This is a genomic window from Mucilaginibacter sp. Mucisp73 (assembly GCF_059491465.1).
Genome location: NZ_CP168507.1, coordinates 4,385,950 through 4,411,065 on the forward strand (window position 1 = coordinate 4,385,950; position 25,116 = coordinate 4,411,065).

15 protein-coding genes are annotated in these 25,116 nt (G+C 46.4%); all 15 read right to left on the reverse strand.

What is annotated here, in order from left to right; translation table 11 throughout:
- The 15 genes from ACEN82_RS18170 to ACEN82_RS18240 all read right to left on the reverse strand — a co-directional run bounded on the left by ACEN82_RS18170 (position 1) and on the right by ACEN82_RS18240 (position 25,113).
- Complete coding sequence (locus ACEN82_RS18170) at positions 1 to 714, reverse strand: L-rhamnose mutarotase (protein ID WP_413321404.1); 714 nt, start codon at positions 712 to 714, stop codon at positions 1 to 3.
- A complete protein-coding gene (locus ACEN82_RS18175; RefSeq protein WP_413321403.1) occupies positions 711 to 2,633 on the reverse strand; it encodes a hypothetical protein in 1,923 nt (640 codons plus the stop codon). Before ACEN82_RS18175 ends, ACEN82_RS18170 begins: the two co-directional genes overlap by 4 nt.
- 9 nt (positions 2,634 to 2,642) lie before the next feature.
- A complete protein-coding gene (locus ACEN82_RS18180; RefSeq protein ID WP_413321402.1) occupies positions 2,643 to 3,527 on the reverse strand; it encodes a sugar phosphate isomerase/epimerase family protein in 885 nt (294 codons plus the stop codon).
- Positions 3,528 to 3,530: 3 nt separating this feature from the next.
- A complete protein-coding gene (locus ACEN82_RS18185) occupies positions 3,531 to 4,931 on the reverse strand; it encodes an alpha/beta hydrolase family protein (protein ID WP_413321401.1) in 1,401 nt (466 codons plus the stop codon).
- Between the two features lie 265 nt (positions 4,932 to 5,196).
- Positions 5,197 to 6,327 carry a sialidase family protein gene (locus tag ACEN82_RS18190; protein WP_413321400.1) on the reverse strand — a complete coding sequence of 377 codons (1,131 nt, stop codon included), beginning with the start codon at positions 6,325 to 6,327 and terminating at the stop codon, positions 5,197 to 5,199.
- A 7-nt stretch (positions 6,328 to 6,334) separates the two neighbouring features.
- Positions 6,335 to 7,060, reverse strand: a complete 726-nt coding sequence (locus ACEN82_RS18195) for a DUF3826 domain-containing protein (RefSeq protein ID WP_413321399.1) — start codon at positions 7,058 to 7,060, stop codon at positions 6,335 to 6,337.
- 13 nt (positions 7,061 to 7,073) lie between these two features.
- Positions 7,074 to 9,830, reverse strand: coding sequence for an alpha-L-rhamnosidase (locus ACEN82_RS18200; RefSeq protein ID WP_413321398.1), 2,757 nt, complete (start codon positions 9,828 to 9,830; stop codon positions 7,074 to 7,076).
- Positions 9,831 to 9,833: 3 nt separating this feature from the next.
- A complete protein-coding gene (locus tag ACEN82_RS18205; RefSeq protein ID WP_413321397.1) occupies positions 9,834 to 12,620 on the reverse strand; it encodes a glycoside hydrolase family 2 protein in 2,787 nt (928 codons plus the stop codon).
- Between the two features lie 8 nt (positions 12,621 to 12,628).
- Positions 12,629 to 14,083, reverse strand: a complete 1,455-nt coding sequence (locus tag ACEN82_RS18210; RefSeq protein ID WP_413321396.1) for a sialate O-acetylesterase — start codon at positions 14,081 to 14,083, stop codon at positions 12,629 to 12,631.
- Entirely contained in the window at positions 14,083 to 15,918 is a 1,836-nt protein-coding gene (locus ACEN82_RS18215; RefSeq protein ID WP_413321395.1) for a six-hairpin glycosidase, read from the reverse strand. The genes ACEN82_RS18210 and ACEN82_RS18215 overlap by 1 nt, the downstream gene beginning before the upstream one ends.
- Positions 15,911 to 16,861 (reverse strand): glycoside hydrolase family 43 protein, encoded by a 951-nt coding sequence (locus ACEN82_RS18220; protein ID WP_413321394.1) that lies wholly within the window; start codon positions 16,859 to 16,861, stop codon positions 15,911 to 15,913. Before ACEN82_RS18220 ends, ACEN82_RS18215 begins: the two co-directional genes overlap by 8 nt.
- A 2-nt stretch (positions 16,862 to 16,863) precedes the next feature.
- On the reverse strand, positions 16,864 to 18,246 hold the full coding sequence (locus tag ACEN82_RS18225; RefSeq protein ID WP_413321393.1) for a glycoside hydrolase family 140 protein: 1,383 nt from the start codon (positions 18,244 to 18,246) through the stop codon (positions 16,864 to 16,866).
- A gap of 165 nt (positions 18,247 to 18,411) precedes the next feature.
- On the reverse strand, positions 18,412 to 21,510 hold the full coding sequence (locus tag ACEN82_RS18230; RefSeq protein WP_413321392.1) for a DUF6298 domain-containing protein: 3,099 nt from the start codon (positions 21,508 to 21,510) through the stop codon (positions 18,412 to 18,414).
- 70 nt (positions 21,511 to 21,580) lie between these two features.
- Complete coding sequence (locus tag ACEN82_RS18235; RefSeq protein ID WP_413321391.1) at positions 21,581 to 23,242, reverse strand: polysaccharide lyase; 1,662 nt, start codon at positions 23,240 to 23,242, stop codon at positions 21,581 to 21,583.
- A gap of 62 nt (positions 23,243 to 23,304) precedes the next feature.
- A complete protein-coding gene (locus ACEN82_RS18240) occupies positions 23,305 to 25,113 on the reverse strand; it encodes a RagB/SusD family nutrient uptake outer membrane protein (RefSeq protein ID WP_176622974.1) in 1,809 nt (602 codons plus the stop codon).
- Positions 25,114 to 25,116 lie beyond the last annotated feature (3 nt).

The window sequence follows — 25,116 nt, forward strand, 5'->3', positions numbered from 1 at the left end:
TTATAATGATCTTTTAGTGTCGCTATTGTCCGTTACCTGTTTAAAAAATACCCATACCTCTCCCTTACGGGTGCCGGGCACACCTTCCTGGTATTTCTTCATCAACCTGTTCCAATCGTTTACCCGCGGGTTATTTTCGATGGTTTTAGGATTGAGTTCTTCAAGTTTCTTTCCTTTCGGGATACTGATCACCAGCATCAACCGGCGCCTGTTCCTGAACACCAATAATTGCTGAAAACCTGCATTGCAAAAACCTTTAGAAACCTCGGGCCAGTTTTTAAACTGGGTAGCATGATAATCGATATATTCCTGCTGCAGGTGCTCATCGGCAACCAGGTTTGCTGTTAGTATAATATTATCCCATTGTTTGGCAATGCCCTTACCACCACAACGAAGCCTGCGGTTAAAATCATAAAACGGATTGCTGTAAACGGTAACCTGGCATGAAGGATAAGCTGCCTGAGCGCTTTTTTGAATAGATGCCGTATTTAAATGCTTGCCGTAAATAATGAGATGGTTATCCCAATGGTAAACTGCAGAAGCTGGTAATCCCTGCTTGCGGGCAATATTCAATAAGGCAGTGTAATCAAGTTCCTTACCCTGCGCCCCCGTCACTTCAACTATGTCGTAAGGGTTTGGAGCTGCTTTTACATCACCTACCAGCAATAGTAAAACTCCCGTAAACCAAACTATATATGCTTTTAATATCTTCATTCTGTTTTATGATTAATGGGCCAGTTATCCTGATTTACTTTACGGTATTGAAACAGGTAATTATAAGTCGCTTCCAGCCCCGCAGCGTTCTTTATGGCAGCATCAACCTGCGAACCGTTATTTTCCCACACATTACCGGGGCCATTGGCATTCTTCAGGAATTTATCAGCCGGGCACCAGTTGTTTTTGATGGTTATGTATGACGAGCCTTCGTCGGTGTACAGGTAAAACCAATGCTGCGGGTCATGTGCGTAAGGCGCCTTGTAAATGCTATCCACGTAATTATTGCTGATAACCGAGCCGGGCTGTGCCGATAGGGTGTAGATGGCCGCCACATCATACATATTGCGGGCGTAATGGTGAATTTTGTTAGCGATGATGTGGTTATCGCTCATGGCGTTAACGGTCTTGGTCCAGCCCCAGCCCATGCTGATGCCGGTGTAGTTTACGTCGCAAACCTCGTTATGTGTTATGCTGATGCCTTTGACATAGCCCGCGCCTATGCCCACACAACCCCAGTCTTCGTTGGTAGCGTCGGTGATTAAATTGTTAGCAATGGTATCATTAGTGCAGATCTCCCGTTTATCGCCTGGATTGTAAGGCAGGTGCACTTCCTGAGCTTCGTCCGAATAAACTCCGTCGAGTACCGCGGTACCGCCAATATCTTTAAACAGGCTGCCTTTAACAACATCATGGTGTGTACCGCGTTGAAAATCCAGCCCAGTTGAGGCCATGTGCTCAAAACCGCAAGCATTAAAGGTAATGTGCGATGCATAAGCCACCTCAACAGCAGCCTTTGGCCGACCCACCCATGCCTGATTTTCCAAAGCTTTTTTATCCGGCGTGCCGGGAATTTTAAGCTTGTAAGCATCCAGCATATACATGCCAGCCTGATGCGGAACCAGGCCTTCTTTTGAGGGACGAAGCCAGCTGCTATGTTCAAAACTGATATTTTTAAAGCTGATATAGTTTACCGGGTTGTCAACAGTGCCCTGCATTTTTACCAATGTTTCCAATTGCGGAACGATTACCGTGGCTGTTTGCAAATCTTCGCCCTTACGGGGGATGTAATATATTTTATTAGTTCTGCGGTCATGATACCACTCGCCAGGTTTGTTTAAAAAGCTGATAGCATTGCTGAGATAAAATGCCGAATTCCCCGTTTTTTTGGAGATCCAGGGCGCAGGCCAGGGGTGTTCTGACTGGATGCGGCTTTCGGGCTGATAAAATGATAAACGGGCGCTATCTCCCATCGCTTTAACGGCCTTAACCCGTAAAATAGCTACAGCCCACCATTGGTGAATAAACATCTCCATTCCCTTAAAATGAGCGGTATCCACAAAGGCAGACCATGGAATGACGCAGGTTTGAGTTTTATGATCCCAGGAAAGGATACGGTTCATCAAGGGGGCCTCAGTATCCCGGGCGCGGATGGCCTTTTCGTTGTTCACCCATAACTGCCTGAATTGCACTGGCTCATCGCCAATAACAGGGGCATCGGCAACCCAAACCTTACCTTTAGCTTCTGCCGGCAAACCGGGGATGGTATTATTTACTTTGCGCCAGCCATCTACCTTAATACCGCCGCTTAAAATAGTTTTACCAATGCCCTCGCCGTCAATAATGGTTGGGCTATCGGCAGTACCGGAATCTTCCGGGCGGATAAATAACGGTTCATCTAACGTGTAAACCCCAGCAGCAACTTTGATATAAATGCCACCTTTTATCGATGTATCATTCAACCGCCTCAATTCACGGGCTTTCCTGATGGCCATGGCTACAGTAGCCAATGGTTGCTCATGTGTACCGGCATTGCTATCAGAACCAGCAGGCGATACCCAAATTTCGGCCGCAAAGAGGCTATCTGTCAAAATAACATTTAACAGCAATATCAAAACAACTATGCGGCGGATATTCATTTACGTTAATTACTTAGCCTGAAAAATTGATTTTACGTATGAGGTATTGGCGCTGAAATTCCACTTAACGTTCCGTGGGTCTTTGGCATCGCGCGAGCGTTCAATCACCAGCCAGCCTGTCCAACCCATTTTATCTAAAGTGGCTTTTACATGCTCCATGTTGATTTTAGGATCGTTTTGCAGCCAAACGCCATCATCGTTAGTACAGTGGATCTGAATGATGTATTTTTTACCCAATATTTGAAGCTCCTTATCCAGGTCGCGGCCGTTTCTGATGGCGTTTTCAAAATTGAAATAGCTTTTGATGGCCGGCGAGCCTATATCCTTCAATAGCTGCAACTCGCCTTTGGCGTCCAGCGCAGTTTCTATACCAATTACCACGCCGGCCTTTTCGGCTATTTTGCCAACCTCCTTCAGGCGGGAAACAATAGCCGGGCGCAATTCAGGAAATTTCACCAGGTCGCCTTTGATCCCCATCGGTAGAAAGCCAATTTTAACACCCATTTGCTTCATGGTGTTGATACAATCGGCAGCCGCTTTAATTGCGGTTGGCCGCTCGGCAAATGATTGGGCGAAAAAGCCGGTCATGCCCATGGATGGAATTTCCAGGTTCAGTTCTTTTGCTTTGTTCAGGAATACATTTCTGATCGAATCATTCGCCAGCTGGTTATCAAAAGTCTCACGGTCGCCGAAGCCGCCCATATCTACTTCAACACCATCAGCACCAATCTCCTTAGCCAGTTGAAACGCACCCAACTTTTGTCGTTTAAGGATCATCAAATCAACTACCGCTACTTTATAGCGCTGCTTTAATGAGGTTTGAGCCATTGCAGGAATACAGAAGGTGCATACCATTATCGCTATCCATAAACTTAATATCAACCTGTATTTCATAACTTATTTTTTTGTTGCCTGCACAAATACTTTCTCTAACTGATCAAAACCTTTTATCGCATTAGCCGGTAACTTTTCACCTTTATCGCCAAATACATACATGGCAGGTTCTTTTTCGATAGTGACCTTCTTATCATCGAAATTGCCGCTGCTATCTTTGATTTTATTGAGATCTAAATGGAAATTTTTAGCTACGAAAGCGTACAACGCAGCCCGTTTTGACGGACCGAAATCATGCCCCTCATTAGGCAGGTGCACATTCTCTACCTTATCTGTAGCTCCGTAATAGCTATATATTTTCTGGAGGTAAGGAAAATCATGCTCGGGCATATTGGCTGTCCAGTCCTGCCCGTCGGAGATCAGGAGTTGAGGCCTCGGCGCTGCCATAGCTGCCAATTCTACGTTATCTGTTCCGTTTCCACATTGGTGGATAGGCATACCGCTTTCGCAAGGGCATCCTCCATAAAAATAAGATGACACTGACACCACTGGGGCGCTAAGCTTGATCCGGTCATCCATGGCTGTCATTAAAACAGTATGGCTCCCACCACCCGAGCCGCCGCTAATACCTACGCGTTCCGGGTCGGTTTCTTTAAGTGAAAGCACATAATCCAATATCCGGATAGCGCCCAGCGCCTGGATGGTTTGTGCCAGGCTACGGCGATGATCCTCATCCTTAAATTGCAGCAAAGATTCGCCCCAGGCAAAAAGGTCATAGCTGTAAGCCATAGCCCCCATCCGCGCCAGTGATGCGCAACGGATCTGGCAATCGGCACGATAGCGTTGGTGCTCCCAATGCCCATCCGGACTTAATATCACAGGTATCTTTCCTTTAATTTTGGATGGTTTATACAGCGAGCCATTGATGTACAAACCCGGCAAAATTTCAATAGCAATATTCTCAACTGTATAACCATCAAAAATCCTTTTTGGGGTGATGATTGGTTTTGAAGCAGGCTTTGCAGGCAGAGGTGACAACTCCAAAGCTTTATAAAGCTGAGGTTTTAATATTGCCTCGCGTTGCTCCCAGGTATCACGGTCGTGGTATTGGGAGGCTATCCTGTCAAGCTCCTTCCAGCCGTCGCTTACCGACCAGCGGAAGTATTCATATTCTTTGAGCTTATACCTGCCGGGGGCTTCTTTATTCACCTTCAAATCAAGCGGGGTAAGGATGTTAACCAGCGTGGTATCTACATTGGGTCTGAACCGCCATTGTGCGTAGTTGACCCATTTACCCTCAACCTGCGCAGCGGTGTATTTGACCTTTACATGGTATTTCTCCTGCACCTCATCAAGTACCTCCTTCAGGGTTTTCCTGTACATAGCATCGGTAGTTTGCTGCGCATGAACGGCAAAACACATTGCTGTGAGGCCGGTTACCATTATGTAGATCAGTTTTTTCATTTTTATTTTATTTATTGTAAAGACGCATAATTGCGTCTCCCACATGCAAATTGGGTCATTCAAGACCTTTTTAACCGGCCTGTCCTACGAGAGACGCAATTATGCGTCTCTACATTGAAACAATTAACCAAATCATGGTCATGCTGAACTTGTTTCAGCACCCCACTCGCTAAGCAATCATGCTAAGCAAATTGACTACCTATCTGGTGGGGTGCCGAAACAAGTTCGGCATGACGCTTTTTTTGCCCCTCAAGGTCTATTTCACTTACAAATCCTTAGTCTCACCCGTTGGAACCGGTGACGTATAACCATCTACCTTAGGCCAAACGCCATTCTTTATTTCCCTCAATTCCAATTTCGACGGATCAATAACCACATGTTTTATTTTTTGCCGGCGCCAGGTATAAACTACATGCACCATCCCATCCGAAGTTTGGATAACCGATGGATAAGAATACTGGCTGATAGGCGAATCCTCCAGGACCGACGCTGCGTACCAGGTAACACCATCTTTAGAAACAGCAACATTCAGCGGCGTACGGGCTCCTTTAGCCAGGTTTCCTGGCGGCAAAACGTGGTTATAAACCAATAACTGACGGCCATCTTTCAAAGTCACAGCATCGGTACCGGAATTGTTATTGGGCAGACTGGTCTTTTCCAAAGGCGACCAGGTTTGTCCGCCATCCTTAGACCATGTGCTTAATATCGCCCTGTTCTGACTGCGGCAAAGGGCCTGCAGTCTGCCATCTTTATAAGTTAAAATACTGGGTTGTATGGCTTTCAAATCTTTACCATCGCTAATGGGGCCTATTATTGTCCAGTTTTTGCCGAAATCTTTGGTGGCTTCAAAATGCACCTGCCAGGCTTTGCCTTCGGTACTTACCGGACTAAGAAGCGTACCATTTTTAAGCAGCACCGGTTTGTTTTTGATAGGGCCTAAAAAACCTTCAGGCAGGGCTTTTTGCTCCGACCAGCTTATGCCCCCATCTTTAGATGTTTTTACAAAGCCTTTCCATTTTGCCGGACTTGAGCCTATTTTGTAATAGAGTTGCAACTCACCTTTGGGCACCTGGTACAATACCGGGTTCCAGCAGGCGTAGCGTAAAGTATCGTTTTGGGTGCCGTTAGCTACATTAATGCCCTCAGTCCATTTGCCGTTAACAAAGCGGCTCACCCAGATACACACATCGGGGTTGCGCTCCTTGGTGCCACCAAACCATGAAGCCACGAGGCCGGTCGGTGTTTCGGCTATAGTTGCCGCATGGCATTCGGGGTAAGGTGCTTTATCATAAATAAACTCATCCTTCACAATTCCCTTGCGCCATGGATTTTGGGCAAAAGCATTGACCATGCATAAGCAGCTTACCGCACCGGCGAACAAGATTTTTTTTAACATAGTACAATTATTTTGGGTTGGCGGCTTTATCCTTTGCTGCTTTATCAGCAGCTTTTTTCGCGATGATGGCTTTAGTATAATCACCGTATAGCTTGTGCCAGTTACGGCCGTTGCTGTTGAGGTATTGCTCGTTTTTGGTTTTGTAGATCTCAAAAATGGCCGATACCTGTTTGATATTCTTAAAATCGACAGCCTGTTCGCGGGCTTGTTTCAGGTTTGCGAGGATTGCTGCTTCTTCAACTGGTGTCAGGTCGGGGATGATAGATTTATAACCAGCCAGCGTAAAGGCCACTTTGCCGATGGTGTATTTATCAAGTACGGCTTCAACCTGTTCTTCGGTGAGGTCGTTACGCAAACCGGTCATCAGGTTTTCGTGTACCGATTTTGGCAACGACGAATTAACGATGACCTGCCTGTCCATGGTGCTCAAAGTTTTACCCGTAGCCGGATCAATACCTGCTGGCACTGATTCGTACGAATGGCTGTTATTCCAGTCGCGGATGGCTTTAAGGTGGGTTGCTATTGCATTTTTTACGCGGGTAGCCTTCGCTGTATCGGTAAGCGATAAGGAGGCAACCCAGTCAGTAGCTTTCTTGTCCACTTCGGCATCGGCTTTGGCCTGTGCCTCGGGAAATGGAGCTGCTTTAGTTGCCTGCTGATCCTGGGCTTTCAACGTGCCCGATAGCGATAGTAAGGCTATCAGTATGGCTCCCGTCCTATTTAATTTTTTCATTATAGATGTTACTTTAATATTTTACTTCAAAATCATAATCGCCAGAACCAATGCTGAGCACCGCTTTTCCGTTTTCCATTTTCACCGGTTTACCATCTTTTATGGCAGATACTTTCCTTCCGTTCTCGATTACTTCATCCATAGCTTTTGCAGGCACATAAACCAGTGCCGAACTATTTGGCGGCACGGTAACATGCCAGTTAAAACTATCCTTAGTACTCGTATAACTGCTTTTCACAAGGCCATAGGCTGTTTGGTACGAGGCGTTAACACTATCCAACCCGATAATAATTGCCGGTTGCATCACTACTTGCTTAAAGCCGGCATTAACCGTTTTTATCCCGGCTATGTCCTGGTAAAACCAGGCAATCAGATCGCCCAGCAGCATGATATGGTTACGTGAATTCATGGCCGGATTGGCGGTATCGCCGTTCCATAGCTCCCAGATGGTGGTAGCGCCCCTCGTGGCCATATAGCCCCAGCTTGGGTAGGTGGTGTTAGAGGCAATTTTCCAGGCCAGATCAGGTCTGCCAAATTCGGTAAGGCCGCGCATGAGCCATTGCGTGCCTATTACGCCGGTACTGATATGATCATGCGCTTCGTTGATCTTAGCTACAATATTTTTAAATACCGCTTGTTTATTGGCTTTTGACGTGATCCCGAAATATAATGGCAGCAGGTTGGCGGTAACCGTATTGTTGCTGTATTTAGATGTGGCTTTATTAAAATACTTATCGTTAAACGCCCTGGCTACATTTTGCTTCGTACTGGCAAAAAACTGCGCATCAGCAGGTTTATGCAGCATTGTCGCAAACTTTTCCATCAAGCCGGATAAGTGATTGTAATAGGCTGTGGCAATCAGTTGCCCATCGGTATTCAATGATGAATCTTTGGCGTGGATCAGCTCTAATGATTCGGGCGGTACACACCAGTCGCCATATTTATCTTTGGTGACGATGTTATTTTTCATGTACTTAACCCGCATGTAATCCATCCATTTTTTCATGGAGGTGTAATGCTTTTCAATGGGCGCTTTATCGGCAAACTGGCGGTAAAGCATATCGGCCACCAGGATATAAGTTCCGGGCCAGGTCATGTTATCGCTGTAATAATTCCAGTAAGCAGGCGCCACATCAGGGATAGCACCATCCGGCTTTTGCGATTGCGCTATATCATCCAGCCATTTAGCGTAGAAATTGCCGTTGGCAAATACAAAACTTTCGCCAAGCGAACCTACCGCCCTGTCGCCAAGCCAGGGCATGCGTTCATTACGCTGCGGGCAATCTACAGGCATGCCTTTGTAATTGCTCAATATCCCCCAATAAGCATTGTGATAGATTTTATTGACGATGGCGTTGGATGTTTCAAAATGGCCGATTGTCGGCAAGGCATCGTAAACCACCTGCCCTTCAAAATCGGCTAATTCGGGTTTACCTGGATAACCGCTGATCTCTACATACCGGAAACCGTGATATACAAATACCGGGTGCCAGATCTCTTCTGCTCCACCTTTAAGGGCATACACATCAGTTACTTTGGCATCACGGAGGTTAGCTACATAAAGCTCATTGTTGGGTTGCAGCGTCTCAGCATAACGAAGGGTTACTTTATCGCCCCGGTTTCCTTTTACACGCATCTGTACCCAACCCGCCATATTTTGCCCCATATCCAGGATCCATACATCTTTTTTGAGCTGACTAATGCTTACAGGTTTAACGATATCCATCACCCTGATCGGCTCATTCATCTGCGCGTCAAGCTTGCCACCGGGAGCCGGCACCAGCTCGGCTTTAAGCCATTGGCTGTCATCAAAACCCACGCTGTTCCATCTCGGAAATTCTTTAGTGGCATCATATTCTTCGCCATCATACTCGTTATTGGTGCGGATGGGGCCATCGGCAGTAAAATGCCAGGTATCATCACTTATGACGATTTGCTTTGTTCCGTCAGTGTATTCAACTTCCAGTTGCAGCAGCATTTTAGGAAACCCAAATTCCTTGATTTTTTTTGGCTTGTATTTTGGCCGCATGGTAAAATACCGACCATTACCCAATACAGTTCCAATAGCATTATCGCCCTGTTTCAGACGATCTGTAACATCAAAGGTGTTGTACTTAACAGACTGCGTATAGTCAGTAGGTACTTCGGCCAAAACCTGATCGCCGATAGCATGTCCGTTAATATATAACTCATAATGGCCCAAACCAACTATATAAGCCGTGGCGCGTCTGATCGCTTTATTTAAACTAAACCCGCGACGATAATACCTTGCCGAAAGCCGGGAAAATTTAGAAACACTATCCCAGGCAAAACCACGGTCATAACCTATCCATTTTGCTTTCCAATCTGCCGGGTTTAAAAGTCCTACACTCCATTTAGCCGGTTGGCTCCAGGCGCTTGCTCCATTGTTTGTCCATACCCTAACTTTCCAGAAACATGCAGCACGGCTCGCCAGGGGCTTACCCGCATATCTGACCATGATGGATTCAGTGGAGTTTATTCGATGCGAATCCCACAGATCTCCCCGCCCTGCTATTAGTTTTTCGGGAGTTGAAGCCACTAAAATTTGATAGGCAACCTGGTTGGTATTCCTTGTATCGCTGGTGATCTGCCAGCTAAGCCGGGGCTTACCGGTGCCGATGCCTAAAGGATTGTTCAGCATTTCACATTTCAGGTTTTGCAGGCCGATCCGGGCATCCGCATAGCAATTGCCGAAGCAGGTTAAAATAACCGCCACAGCCAAACCCATATGTAAACCCAAGCCTTTCATCAATTATTTGCCCGAAAAGTCGAAATACAGGTTTAGCGAAAGCGCGTCTTCTATATTTCTGTCGTAATTGAAATATTGGTTTTTTTGTCCGCCCGGACCAAGCTTTTCGGGCTTTTGCGATTTGGTGCCTATCGGCGTTATGCCATGCATAAACGAGATATCGCCCGATGGGAAAGCCGGGGCCGTGTTGTAAACCTTTGCAGGATTTGCCGGCGTAAACAGGCGCATAAAAACATCACGGCTGTTGCAAACTATAGTTACCGGTTGACCAGTGGTTTGCAATTTCATCCAATACAAGTTGGAGTAATAGCCTTTAAACTCCGGGTAAACAACTTTACCCTGCCCGGTTATGGTATTGTTGTAGGTTTTATCCCAAACCCCCAATGATGTACCTTTCGTGCGGTTTTTCCATACCCTGTAAGGACCATCGCCCATGTAGGTTACGCCTTTGATATTTCTTTCGGGGAAAGAGAAATTAACGCCCATTAATGTGGCATCCTCACCAATTGGCCAGTATTTAACATCAAGCTGCACCCAGCCCGATGGGTAGATTGTCCACCTCAACAAAGGCTCGGATTTTTTTGGCGGGAATACTGCTTCAACTATTAGGTTATCGCCTTCGTAATGATAGCTGAGCTTTTCAAAACCTGTTTGATCCTGTCCTTCAACTAAAACAGGACCATTGTTAAAAGGAATCTCGCTCTTTGCGTTTTTCACACTAACCAATATGCCCGAATTACGGTTAAACGCCAGCTCAATGCCGTTACCGGTTTTCACCTTGTACAGCGAATCGGTCTCCGTAATTACAGCCTTGCTTCCGCCGGTTTTGGTAATAATGCGGTTAGCGATCTTGTCATGGTTGCTTACCGGGAAGCTCCAGGTAAACAGCTCATGTTTGTTTACATCAAAAGCTGATACAAACAGCACATCATAATTTTGCCAGTCTTTAGGTAACTGTAACTGCAGGTTTCCGTTCTGTCCGGGCGCAATATCCGGCGAAGCTATGGTGCCAGTTTTACTTGTTGAAGCAGCCCCGTTGAGTATAGCCAGTTTATAGCTGAATGTACATTGTTTGAGATTGGTATAGGCGTACCTGTTCTCCAAATGTAATATTCCGTTAAACGCGGGTGTTATTTCGCGTGGTTCCAAATAAACCGGGCTCCAGATCTCCTTGATAGCATAGTAGCTGCCTTCCTTTTCATGGTAAGGACCTACAATGCCATCAGGGCCATGGTCACCATCGCTGTCAAGCTCACCGTTTTTATCAGTACGAACCACGGCCTCATCGGCAAAATCCCAGATAAAACCGCCCGCCGAAATCGGTGTATGCCACATCTGTTTCCAAAAATCATCCAACCCGGCACCTGCGCCACCATCGTACAAGCCGTGTAAAAACTCGGTCGGGAAAAATATGTCGTGACCGTTTATGCCGGTGTTTGTGCCGTAGTCATAATTGATATAGTGCTGCGTATTTGTTCCGCGGAAAATACCCCATGGATGGATCAGAGGGCGTTTTTGAAGATCCAGTTCATCAAACCAATGATCGAGGTTAAAGTTAAACCCACCTTCGTTGCCATTGTCCCATAGTACGATGGATGGGTGATTGATATCTTTTTCGATAAGCTCTTTTGCTAACTTTGAGCCTACCACATCGTCATAGGCATGGTGCCAGCCAGTAAGCTCATCCAATACAAACAGGCCTAATGAATCGCATACGTCCAGGAAATGATCATCGGGCGGGTAATGCGACATGCGTACCGCGTTCATGTTCATATCCTTCATCAGCTGAACATCCCCGATGCTTACCTTTTTATTCAATGCCCTGCCCGTAGTTGGCCAGAACGAATGGCGATTAACCCCTTTAAATTTGATTTTTACGTTGTTTACATAAATGCCATCATGCTCCCTCAACTCAACCGTACGGAAACCAATGCGTTGTTTTACGGTGTGAACAGGCTTGCCGTTTTCATTCAGCGTAAACACCACATTATACAAGTTAGGAAACTCGGGCGACCATAATTTTGGCGAAACAATATGTGTGCTGATATTGACAAGGGTATCGCCCGTATTAACTTTTACGGAGAAAGGAGTACCTAACTTTTGGCCGGTCAAGGTATATACCTGTCCTGTTATTATACCGCTTTTTACAGATGTCAGCCGCAGTCGTGCTTTTAAATCACCATTGGCTTTGGCATCAACAGCATAATAGCTGATGTGTGACTTAGGGGCGGCCTCCAAAAATACCGGCCTGAAAATCCCGCCGAAGATCCAGAAATCGCCTTTGCGTTCGGCTGCGTTTACTGATGCATTGGCCGAATGTTTGGATACCGTCACCTCCAGCAGGTTTGATCTGCCGTAGTTGAGCAAAGCGCTTACATCATATTTAAAACGGTAAAATGATCCCTGGTGAGTTGCCCCGGCCGATTTACCATTCAGCTTCACCTCCGTATCGGTCATCGAGCCATCAAAAACAATGTTGATAGCCTTACCCTGCCATGAGGCAGGCACGTTAAATTCGTATTTATAAAGTCCTTGTTCCTTGCCTCTTAAGCTATCTTTGGAAAGCCCGTAATTGTATTTTCCAAAACCCTGAAACTCCCAGTTTGATGGTACCGGAATCGTTGTCCATTTGCCTGAATTGTTGCCTGCGGTGCAGTAAAACTGCCAGTTTACGGTATGGTCGCTCCCGGTACCCGACAGGAACAGCTTTTGTGTTTCCTGGGCATGGCTCACCGACCAGTTGATAACAAACAGTAAAGCAATCCATATTTTAAAGCAGGCAGATTTCATTAGTATATTTAGTTAGCAGTTAAAGTAAATTTCAGTGGGTTATCCGTGCGAAATGGCGCGGCAGGTAACCCCTCCTTATTATAAAAATTAGGCTGAGCCGACTCCGACCAGGCAAAGCGCGCGGCTACAGGTTTTGTAACCGATTCGGCTGATACCTCAACCGTGTTTCCTTTTATTGTGGCCGTGGCCGCGACAAAATTTCCGTCGGCACCGGCAATGGTGAAATCAGTAAGTGGTTTCCCGTCGTGGCTTACCAATCCGGTGCCCACATGATCAAACTCAAGGATGATCTTGTCGCCGTTTATTTTCATGCTCTTGTACATCGGGCCCGAAAAAACTACCGGTTGTTTATAGGTATTGGCAAGTGCCTGTAATTCCAACCTCCTGCCTACCTCCCATTTAAATGGCGGGTGAATATTTTTAAAGTCGTCATTCAAATCGGTAGTGATGATCATCCCCGTATTTGGGATCTGCAAAGCAGCGGCCTGGGCTTCCCGCAATTCAGGTTCGGTAAAGGGCGTATAGGTTACAGGGCCTTTTCCCTGGGTGTAGTAATATGGCGCTATCTGCACATAATAAAATGGCAATGTTTTATCGCCCCAGAGTTTACGCCAGTTGTTGATAAGCGCTTCCATTTTGTAGGTATAACTGATGGTTTCGCCTAAAAAGCACGCGCTTTCGCCCTGGTACCATAAAAAACCTTTCAGCGCAAACGGAGCAACCGGCTCAATCATTTTGGCATAGAACTTACCCGGATCACCCTCAATTTTAATGTTGTTGGCTTTAAAATATGGGATGGCATCAAAACCCTCCTGTGATACCCAGGGCTCAATCCTGCTGCCGCTCACCGCCGATGAAATAATACCTACCGGCACTTTCAAATCATGCTGCAGGTTTTTAGCAAAGAAATACCCAACTGCCGAAAATGCCCTCAAAGCAGAATCTTCGGCCACACTCCATCCTGAATGAGTTGAATCGGACTTCAACATATTTTTCTGCGTAACCAGGAAAATCCTGATCTGTCGGTTATGCGCCCGATCCAATTCGTCAACAGGTGAGTTTACCGTGCTCGTATCCGGCTTTTTCACCTTGCTGTTCTTGCGCATTTCATACTGCATGTTTGATTGGCCCGAACAAAGCCATACCTCGCCAACCAGTATATTTTGCAGTTGGATAGTGTTTTTTCCTGCTATGGTCAGCGTTGCGGGTTTGGCTGATGCAGGCATCGCGTCGAGCTTTACCATCCATTTACCCGCCGCATCAGCCGTAGTTGCCTTTGTTTGTTTAGCAAACTTTACTGTTACCTTTTCGCCCGGCGAGGCTGTTCCCCAAACGGGCACGGGAGCATTACGCTGCAATACCATATTGTTGCCCAATATTTTAGGCAAAACAACCTGCGCCCCTGCAAGTCCGGGGCTAAGCAGGCAGATCGTCAACCAACAATATTTTATTAAGCGTAACATTAATAATTGCTTGTTTTAAATGATTTGATGTAGAACACGGCTTGCTTCGCTGCTTCTCCGGCATTTAGCCGGTCGAAATCCTGATCGGTAGGCGTATCTGCATCCGGAAACCTTCGGATATCCCCGGTACGGAACACCACCCGGTTTACGCTTAGCACCGGCGCGAAAAACAGGCCAGTAAGTACATCCTTGCCGTTTACATTCACAGTATAAAAGCGGGTATCGGTATTCAGCTTGATCACTACATGATATTGCGTACCGGCTTCATACTTCATGAAGTTTTTGTTGCGATAACCGGCCTTGGTCCTGAATTGCCCTGCTGAATCAAGCGTAAGCCTGATAGCAGCGGTGCCTTTTTCATCCTGAAATTCGATGTCCAGCATACCTGTATTGTTTTGCCCGGCAGTGATGGTGAAATCGGTCATTAATTTTTTAGAAACAGGCACAACACGTTCTGCTTTGGCAAAGTCAAATGGGTCGCTATCTTTCAGGGTTAGGGCTCGTTCCCCATCTGGTGTTTTGTCGATAGCCACAGGAGCCCATTGCGGGCTGTAGGTGTTCCACTTTTCCAGTTCTTTGCCGGCAGGCAGTTGGTTAAAAATCTCGTTTGCATGCGCATCCGCCTTTTCGGTGATCGGCACCGGGATAGATGACACCCAGATATCCTCCTTGTTCATGCTGTAGGTTACCCAAAGCTTACCATCCGGCGGAGTGCCATTCCCCTCTTCAATGCCGCGTGTATATTGTGGCCCGTATGATTTATAAGCGCCGCCATAGCGCATGGTAGTGATCTCGCCGTTAACTAACAGCAGGTTGGTATAATCCAATCCGTCTTTACTAACTGACAGAGCCAGTGGCCAGCGGAATTCCGAAGGGTTGTAAACCGTAGCATATTTACCGTCGGATGTGCGTTGTCCCCAGATTTTGGCATTAGCAGTTACAAAACGCGGTGCACGGGCAGCATTAGTGGGCCATGTTTTGCCGTTGTCGGTACTGATAGCCGTAAGTGCGTATTTCCACAAGCCAACCACACGACCATCGGGCAGGTGATAAAAGTTAAATGCCTTGTAATCTTTATGCAGCGGGATCAACGGATCTTTTCTGTCGGTTTCCTCCACCCATTGCATCATCATTAACGGGTTGGCCATTAATTCATCGCAAGCCTGCACAAAACCTTTGTCCTTACTTGTTTTATAAAAAGGATATGAGGTATTCTTTTCGTTCCATTTTGGGTTGTAGTGGATAAAATAGACCGGCCCGAATTTGCCACTCGGCAATACTTCACGCACAACGCGACCAATACCCAAGCCGTCATTCGGATCATCATGGCCATCCAAACAAATCCCATAAAAACCAAGCACCAGCAAGCGTTTTGATTTGGACGTATAAAAACCCATGCGCTGGTGCATCACCGAATACAGGTCTTTCGCCACGCCGGGATGCCCCTCTTTGGTAGTGCCATCGGGTATTTTATACTGAGGGAAAATTACGGTAGGTTTCGACCATGTTTCACCATCTTTTGAGGTTATGAGCAGGGTTTGGCCCGGCGACACGCTTTCGCCTACTTTATCGCTCAGGTATTCAACATAAAAAGTATTGTTCCAGTAGGCCAGCATGGGCGCATGGTTGTAGGTAAAACCAAAGCCATCAGCCAGTTCCGGATGTTCACGGTTTGCCCTGAAGATCTGTTTGCTGTGCACGCCTATCACCGGGGTTAGCTGCCCGTGATGGTAATCGACATTGGCTAAGGTATTGCCACTGTAATGCACAGTATCCTGTGCACTGGCTATCGCGGCCATCGATAAAAAAAACAATATGATGATGAACTTATTCATATTTAGCTGCTTTGCTTTGCCCGGCTGCTTGTAAAAGCTGCCTAAGTTGTTTTTGGGTGACTTTAAAAATGGTACCGTGCTTATGCCCTACAGGCACGCTCACGCTATCGGCCAGGTCGGTAAAAGTTTTAAAATCGGTTGTGCGCATGGCGCCATATCTTTTTAAACGGTACGAATCATAATAAATCAGCCAGTTATCACCGGCTTTGGTCATGCTTGGGCCTTCACTGAAAGGCTCGGTAAATCGCGGGGTATAGTTGCTGTACGGCCCTAACGGATTATTACTGAACGTTACCAGGATGTTGCGGTTAGGCCGGGTATTATCCTTCATCACCAGCGCATAATCATTTTTGCCCCGCTGTACGATCTCGGCATCAATTACGCTAAAACCCGGATCAAGAAAAAGCTTTGAAGGGCTGAAGGTTTTAAAATCTTTAGTCGTAGTATAGTAAAGGCGGTGATTGTTGTTTTCATCCTCCTGTCCTTTAGGAAAGCGGATTGGTACGGTTGAAGCCCAAACAATGATGAAATAGTTATTATTCTCGTCATAAAACAACTCTGGTGCCCAGGCATTCACCGCGGTGGGCTCGTTAGCCATCACCTCAATATGCTGCTCGGCCGACCAATGGATCAGGTCTTTTGAAGCGGCATAGCCGATGCCTTTATCATTTTTCCAGCCGGTGGTCCATACCAAATGGTAAACTCCATCGGGTCCCTGGGCGACGGACGGATCACGCATAATCTTAGCATCGCCAACTTCCGGTTTAATAAAAATATGATCGATGGCATTCCAATGATAAGCATCATTACTGTATAAAAAGCGCAAACCCTCATTTGCAGGCTCATGAAACGATGTAAAAAGGTACACGCTTTTACTTGCCTTGCATGAAAATATCAACGCAATGGCAAATAGTAAAGTGATATGTTTAATTCCTTTGTCCACTGTTATATCGCGTCAATAATGAGCACCCAATCGTTACCGTTTGATACTTTGCCTGGCGGTTTAAATTTGATTGCTTTAGCTTTCGCGAAGGTTCCGATAGCCGTAGTTTGCCCGTTGCGCGGGTTATACCATGATGCTTTTAGTTTTACACCTTCCAGTTTATCGGCATTAATATTGATCTCGCGGCCGGTGTAGGTATACACAAAAGCATAGTTTTTACCACGGGTAGCTATCAGCCTGTTGTACTTTATGCCGTTGTTACCGGCGATCAGCGATTGATCCGGTACACGATCAAGATATTGACGAGAAAGCATCAGTTTTTTCAGATAGCTCATCTGCTTTGCGCCCGGATCGTTAATTGAATTATACCAATATCCTTTGGAACCATAAGCGCTGCCTTTATCTGTTGGCTTGTGCATCTGCATCACGTCGTTATCACCATAGGTGTAACCGCAGGCGCCTGCAAAAACCGACCAGTAGCCATAGCGCCTAACGTCGGCGGCTGTCCAGCGGGGCAGTCTAATATCATGCAGGCCGTAAGGGATCTTTTCGTACGATGGCTCGGCATCAAGCGTTGGCTTTACAGGCGACAGGTTGTAATCTGTTTCAACATAACGCCAGTTATCTTCGCCGTATCTTAAATCTTTTTTAGAAGTATCCTGTGCATAAGTACGATGGCCGGATTGAAAGCAATTGAAGCTTAACCAGTTTTCATTATGAAACCATTTTGATGATTGTGTACGGCCACGGGGGTGGTAAGTTATCAGATGTGTGCCATCAACATCATGTAAAGTATTACCAATAGCCTTCCAGGTATTCAACGAATCGGAACCTGCAATATCGCCGCCATTCATCCAGATCACATTGGAACGGTCGCGATATCTTTTGGCTAAAAACTCAGCGTAGGTTTTCGCATTGTCAGCACCGATATGGCTTTCTTTTACAACTGATCCCCAAACAGGAACCAAGGCAACATATAAACCTTTTTCGGCGGCTTTGGTGATGATCCAATCAATATGGTCCCAATAATCATATTCGTTGCCTTTGCCAAAGGTATTGCCGGGAGTTGTTTTTGGTAACGCGATATTTTTATTACTCAAGGCTGAATCGCCGTAGGCGTTGGTTTCTTTAATGCTGTGCACTACCATTACCTGTATCACGTTAAAACCCTGTTTGGCACGGACATCAAGGTATTGCTCAGCTTCTTCCCTTTTCAGCTTAGAGAACAGTAACCAGCCGGTATCACCCAGCCAAAAAAATGGCTTATCCCCGGCCATGAAATAGCGGTGGTTGGTGGATATGCTTAAACGCGGCATTACATCATCGCTTTTGAATGAAAAAAGCAATAAAGCAATGGCAATTAATATGGTAGATTTTTTAAGCATAATTTAGTTCTTTAAAAGCTCCCCTCTTGAGAGGGGGTGTGTTGGGTTGAGCGTTGGCAGGAGTGTGTTCGTCTGCGTTCATTGTCGCTTTGTCAAACACACCCCTCCGCCCCTCTCGAGAGGGGAATCGCACGGGCCCTCCGCTTTTTATCTTTTTTTAACCTTTCAATTACGGTTCAACCACAAAATGGCAGCCCCGTTCCCCTGTCCTTTTATTTCTGTATTACCAGCACCTTTCACCGTTTCTTCACCCGGCAAAAGCTCACCAGTTTTAGGGTCGATCCATTGTGCTTTGTAATTGACACCAGCCGATAAATTAAGGTGAATATCACCGCCATTACTATAAACGATATATCCTTTTGATGAGACTAAGCCCCATTGATCTTTAGGCGAACCCGGCAGCTCGGCAGGTTTCATACCGCTTGCATCGGCTAAAAAAGCTTTATTGGTATTGGCAGGAAGGACCGGCAATGATCCGCCTGCAATAAATACCGCCCAGCCAAAATGATCATAACCATCGGCAGAATAAAGCACGGCTTTATCCGGGTATTTGGTACGATACTCGTGTACCGCACGGTAAACCTGCTCAAATGATGCCGCCTTTGGTTTAAAGATCCGTGCTTGCTGGCGTGGGGCCAGGCTTTGACCGCCGATGGGTTCATAAGCCGTTCCATTGGCCTGGTAGTACCAGTAACGGATATCGATAACGTTAATAACCGAAGCTGTCGCTGGGTTAGCGAGAATAGCATCCTGCACATCCTTGGTAGCGCTTAAAGCAATAATCTGTTTCTTTTTATGTCTGGCTTCCCATTGCTTAATGGTCTCCACCCAAAACTTCATGAAATGCAGCGGACCGGTAAACTCTGCCCCAATCTGCTGGATCACCCCGGTATTATCGGCAAAGTTGTCCATACATTTATTGATGTAGGCAATGTGAAGCTTACGCCTTGCCGGGTCGGTTTCGTCATAAAACTGCTCAGCCATAAACTGGCGTTTGTCGCCGGCATAAGGTACAGGCTCCGGGAAACCGGTGCCGTTAATATTGTTTGCCGTCCGCCAGGGGAAATCAGTATAATGCGCACCAGCCTCTATAATGTTGTGCTGAAAATAGTTTTGGTGAACCAATACCAAACCTTTCTCATCGGCCAGGTCGGCAAATTGTTTCAGGCGGTTCCAGTACCAGTTATTATATTTGGTCAGGTCGTATTTACTTAAGCCGTCGTAGGCCAGTTCTTTTCCGCTCCGGGCAAAAGGCAGCTCATAAAACGGGGCCCAAACGTCGCCATCCATCCTACGGATCCGCTCATGATCATCACGGCGACGATCATACCACAAGCCGTAATTATGCTCAAATACTACGATGTTATCTTTCTTCATCCAGTCGGTTACTGCATTCAGATCATCCGTTAAACCGGTTCCGGTTTGGCCAGGTACCCAGCGGCTGATGGCAGGTTTGGCTTCCTTTTCGGTATAATCAGGATGCACGGTACCGCTCCACCATGGGGTTTCAAAGTGTCTGCCTGTTAATACTACATTGCCACGGGTTAACCATCCGTTGGTAACCACCATTTTGGGTGCTAATACTGTAGGTGCAGCATTTTTATATCCTATTTCATCAATAGTCTTGGCACCAGCCGATTCTGTATTGATAACATTTCTTTTAGACGATTGATCTATCCAGTTACTGATTGTAACAGCAGGTTTGCGGGCGGCGGCCATTAATTCGGCTGCCTGTTCAACTGTTGGGCTGCTTGAAGGTTCGGTGGCAGGATACAGGATATCGGCTTGTTTGCTTACATCCTTATTCAACCTGTTAGCCAGCTGTGTATAATAAAAACTCCTTGGGCTGATAGTACTGTTGGAGGTGCTCCAGTAACCGTCGCCGGCGAATTGTGCCCAGGTACCAAAAGCCCAGTTTTGAGCGGTTGGCGGCTGGTAGCAATCCACACGGGCTGCGGTACAATTCCAAAACAGGCTGTTGGCCGCGCTCCATCCGGCGCCCTGTCCGTCCTGTCCCCGGTTCATATAACTTAAGGGCTGTCCATCGATGTTAGCGATATCAAACAGAACGCCCGATGCCCAGCTATCAATACCTCCGCTAAAGCCCAGCGAACCTACCGACATACATTGCACAAAAGCGTTTGGCCCCGGCGCGCAATACCCGGTAGCAAAATCATGAAAACCCTGTTCGGAGTATAAACGTTGAAAAAGGTTTTGCCCCCCCATAGTAAGAAACGTATTACGGCGCTGTCCCCCTATTTCTGAAACCGGAGCAAGCGATTTACAATCCTCAACCGTAACTCGGTTACCTGTAGTACCAACAAACACCGCCGAACCTGCAAAATGCTCAAATGTTACCTGGCGTACCCAGGCATCGCTCACATTTTCCATGGTGATTGCCATCCAGCGATGATCTTCGTCTTTCGCATTGGCAGTGTTATATGCAGATTGCAGTTTTAAATTTTCGATACCAACCCGGGCTATTCGGCCGGGCCATTGGTAAGATGCTATCAAACCGCCACCATAAGTCGAATCTAAAGCCGTGGTTAAAGGTGCATCAAGGGTTATCTTGTCGCCGTCAACTGATGTTACTTTGCGATCCCAGTAAACATCACGCTCACCGGGTTTCCAGGCCAGGGCAGTTAAGTCGCCGCCAAAATGGTCGGTTTTAATGGTGCTGATCCATGCCTGTGTGCTTGGACGGTGAATTAAAACCAGATCGCCGTTTTTAAGATCTGCACCATCGGCAATGTGTAGAGTGTTAGCATTTACCGGCACGTATGCATCGGTAATTTTAATTTCTTTGGATGTTTGCCGGTCATTTTTACCGGTAACATGAATAAAGGTTTCCCTGTCGGTCCCGGCTGCAAATAATGTGGTGCCGTTGGCAGCCATCCCGCTTCCCCGCAATATAACGCCGGATGCATTTATTTCAAGGCTGCCGTTAACCTGATATGTGCCTTTGTTGAGCAGGACCGCTCCGCGAAAACCGTCTTTATCTGCAGGTAAACCGGCTACGTAATCTAAAGCGGCCTGGATCCTCAGCGTAGCGTCACCTGCTTTTACAGGCACCACAACTTTTACAGCTACAAAAGGGATCGGCTTTTCGGAAGCCATATATCCGCAATATGAATAATCAGGAATACGGTCGCCATTGGGCGCTACGGTATAATTTAATTTGCCGTTTTTATCGGCAGCAACAGGCGGTTGGGGTTTAGGGGCTTTTTTCTTATCCTGTGCAAATAAGGGGGAATGCATAAACATCCCCCCAGTCATTAAACCAACCCAAATATAAATCCTTGTAAACCTCAATCCCCGCATTATAGTGTCTTTATTATTTTAACGAAGCCAATTTCTTTTCGCCTTTAGCGGCTACTGTATTTAAATATACTTCGATATTGGTATAACCACCACCATTTTTTGCAGGCAAGGCTGAGTCGTTACCATCTTTAGGGTTTAGGCCATGAGCCAGCTCCCAATTGTCGGGCAAACCATCATTGTCCGAATCTTTGTAAGGCGTGCCTTTATATTCAGGATAGCCACCAACCTGCCAAGGGGCAGTGATGATACCCAGCTTGTACGAGTCTTTAGGTAATTTACGCACTTTAAACTGGTAAGCAGTATCGGTGTTCATTTCTTTGTAAGTGATCTTACCGGTACGTACCTGCTCGGTAATGCGCACATCAACCGGATCGCGTTTTGGAAGCGTTGCTCCCGCATTTGCTATAACAAATTTAAAGGCGTCTTTTGCCGATAGGATAGTCATCGGAGGCATAGGGAACGGAACATCCGATTTCATGTAATCCTTATACTGACCGGCGTCAGGCAATTCTTTGCCACCAGGGCCTTCAACCTGGATGCCACCGTTCCACGCGTCTTTGGTAACTTCGGGATAACCTTCCATTATATTACCTGATGCATAAACACGACCGAATACTTTTTCCTTCAGCTTGCTCCTACCCGATTCTGGTTTCAGGATGCGGTGACCAACCGGCTCGTCTTTAGGTGTAACAGGACCGGGTTTAAAGTAGTTGTTGATCACGTTGTAATTGGTGGTATAATCGCCGCCGTCCATTGAGCGGTGGTGCCAGTTAAATACTACGTTATTTACAAAGTTGTACACGCCATTCCAGCCAACAGATGGGTTGCGACCGGTATTATCTGCCCAAAGGTTACGCATTAATGAGCTGTTTTCGCCGCCTGTTGTTGAACCGAAAGCGTGGTTCCAGTAATCCAATGATTCTGAATAGATACAGTTTTGGATAGTGATGTTCACGGTACCCAACTTCTCTTCTTTCGAGCCATCACCCGGATCAAACATATGGCGGTACATGGAAAAGTTTTCGTCCAGTCCCCAGCTTGCAGATACGTGATCGGCAATGATATTACCTACCGGGTTGCCACCCAAAGCGTCATCCCTACGGCCAACATTGGTTTCGCCGCGGCGGAAACGCATATAACGGATCACAACATCATGTGTATTCACCCAAAATGATTCGCCTGCAATACAAACGCCATCACCCGGGGCAGTTTGGCCTTCAATAGTAATATATGGCGCCCTCACGATGATCGGTGTTTTGATGCGGATAATGCCGGCAACATTAAATACCACGATACGCGCGCCGCCTTTTTCGCAAGCTTCACGCAAAGTGCCGGGGCCATTATCTGCCAAACTGGTAACTACATATACCTTACCACCGCGGCCGCCAAAGGTAAACTTACCACCACCTTCGGCACCCGGAAAAGCCGGGATCTTAGCCTGCGGCAAATCGGTCGGGCGCGCGGCCCATGGTACGTATACTTTGCCACGGCGCTGATCGGCCTGGATGATAGGCAGGGCAACAGCCCATGCTGAATCTGAACGACGGGTAGCCTCTTTCATCAAAGCTTCACTCTCTGCTTTAACCTTCTCCGGCACTTCAGGGTATTGGGCAAAAGCCGGTTTAGCTAAACCCAATGCCGCTGCTACTAAAAATAAAGCTGTGTGTTTTTTCATATCTGTATTCGTAATCTTCTTTTGTTAAATGGTTAGCAGGCACCCATCGTTCAATTAATTTATTATTGAAGCGGATCAAACGGCCCACCCCAGGTGTTATTTTGCTGTAAATTGATATTATTTAACAATGCCGCCGAAGGGATCCCGAAAAAGTAATCGCCCGACTGAACCGCAATGTTATAAGAATCCATTGTTTTGGTTTTAACGGTGAAAGATGTGCTGTACAGGGCATCCAATGATGCAGCCGCCAAAGCATCTCTTGTACCGGTAAGATAATCTTTACCGCTTGCGTTGTTATTAAGGGTAACTGTAAGCCCCGTTCTCTTTTTACCGTTCAATGTGCTTTCGAGCAGTTTACGGCGGCGAAGGTCCCAATAGCGTTTACCCTCAAAGGCAAATTCAATTTTACGTTCATTCATGATAGCGTTGATCATCTGATCAGGGCTCATGCCTGCATCTAAACCGTAAAGATTATCGGCACCTGCTTCAATACCCGCACGTTTCCTGATGGCGGCAATATTGGTATAACCGGTAGTTACGTTACCTAACGCGGCGGCACATTCGGCCTGGTTCAATAAAACTTCGGCATAACGGATCTCCATCCAATCTGTACCAACATATGGTGTATTTGCCACACTGACGTTAGGGTCAATAGCTTTGCGCAGGTAGAAACCTGAGCCTGTTGCTGATGCCGGTTCAGTGGTTTTAACACCCGAACCATCCGCTTTATTGTAATAAAAGTAAGTCCACAGACGATAAGAGCTATTGCCGTTTATAGGCCAGTTACAACCGTTGTAGGCAATAGTTTTGTTAAACCTTGGATCGCGGTTATCAAAAAACTTTGCATCATCATATGTATACTTTAAGGAGGTACCTGGTGCTTTTCCGTCAAGCATCGGGTATGATTTTACAATATCCCAGGTAGGTTGATTGGAACCGCCTTTAGTACCTAAATAGGCCGGACGAGTCGCGTTATCATAGGTATTATTATTCTGGTTTTGATCGGTTGATGATGTGTTAAAACCTGTTATCAAAATTGCCTCCGGATTGCTGCTGTTTTCGGTAAACCACATATTATCATAAGATGGGTTTAAACCGTAATTATTAGCAGACAATATCTGCATTGCCTTATCATTGGCGTCAGCAGCTGTTTGCCAGCGGGCCGCATCATTGCTGGGGTTAAACTGAGGACTTGCATACGTTAGCAACACCCTTCCTTTAAACGCAGCAGCAGCAGCCGATGAAATACGACCGTAATCGCTGCCACTCCATTTGGCGGGCAGATATTTTATACAGCTGTCCAGATCGCTCACAATTTGTTTAAAACATTCTGAGGTTTTGTTACGAGGCAAAAGCGCCGCGTTTTTGGCGTCCTGACCAATAGCATCAAGCGGTTTTAATACCAATGGAACACCTCCATATAACCTTACCAGGTCAAAATACCTGAAAGCCCTCCAAAAATAAGCCTGTGCTTTATACCTGTTTTTGGTAGAGGCAGGCAAGGTGCTGGCGTCGAGGTCCTGCAGGGTTTGGTTAATGTTACGGATCCGGCCGTAGTTATTGCTGATATTCACCGAGGTACCGATGTCACCAACAGTTTCGATGGTAACCGTGCCTTTTACGTATGCGTTATCGCTGTAAAATTCGTCGCATTTGTCGCCTCCGCTGCCAATAGCGCCGCCGGTATCGCCAAACCAGCCAGGCTGGTTTGCTGTATACAGGTAATTGATGTTTAAAATAGCCACCGTTGAGTCATTAAAAATCTGACCGGGGGTGCTGTGTGTAAGATCTTCCTTATCAAGCACTTTTTTACAGTTTGTAAACAGGGCTGATACGATCAAAGCTGCAAATATGGTTTTAAATAATTTCATGTC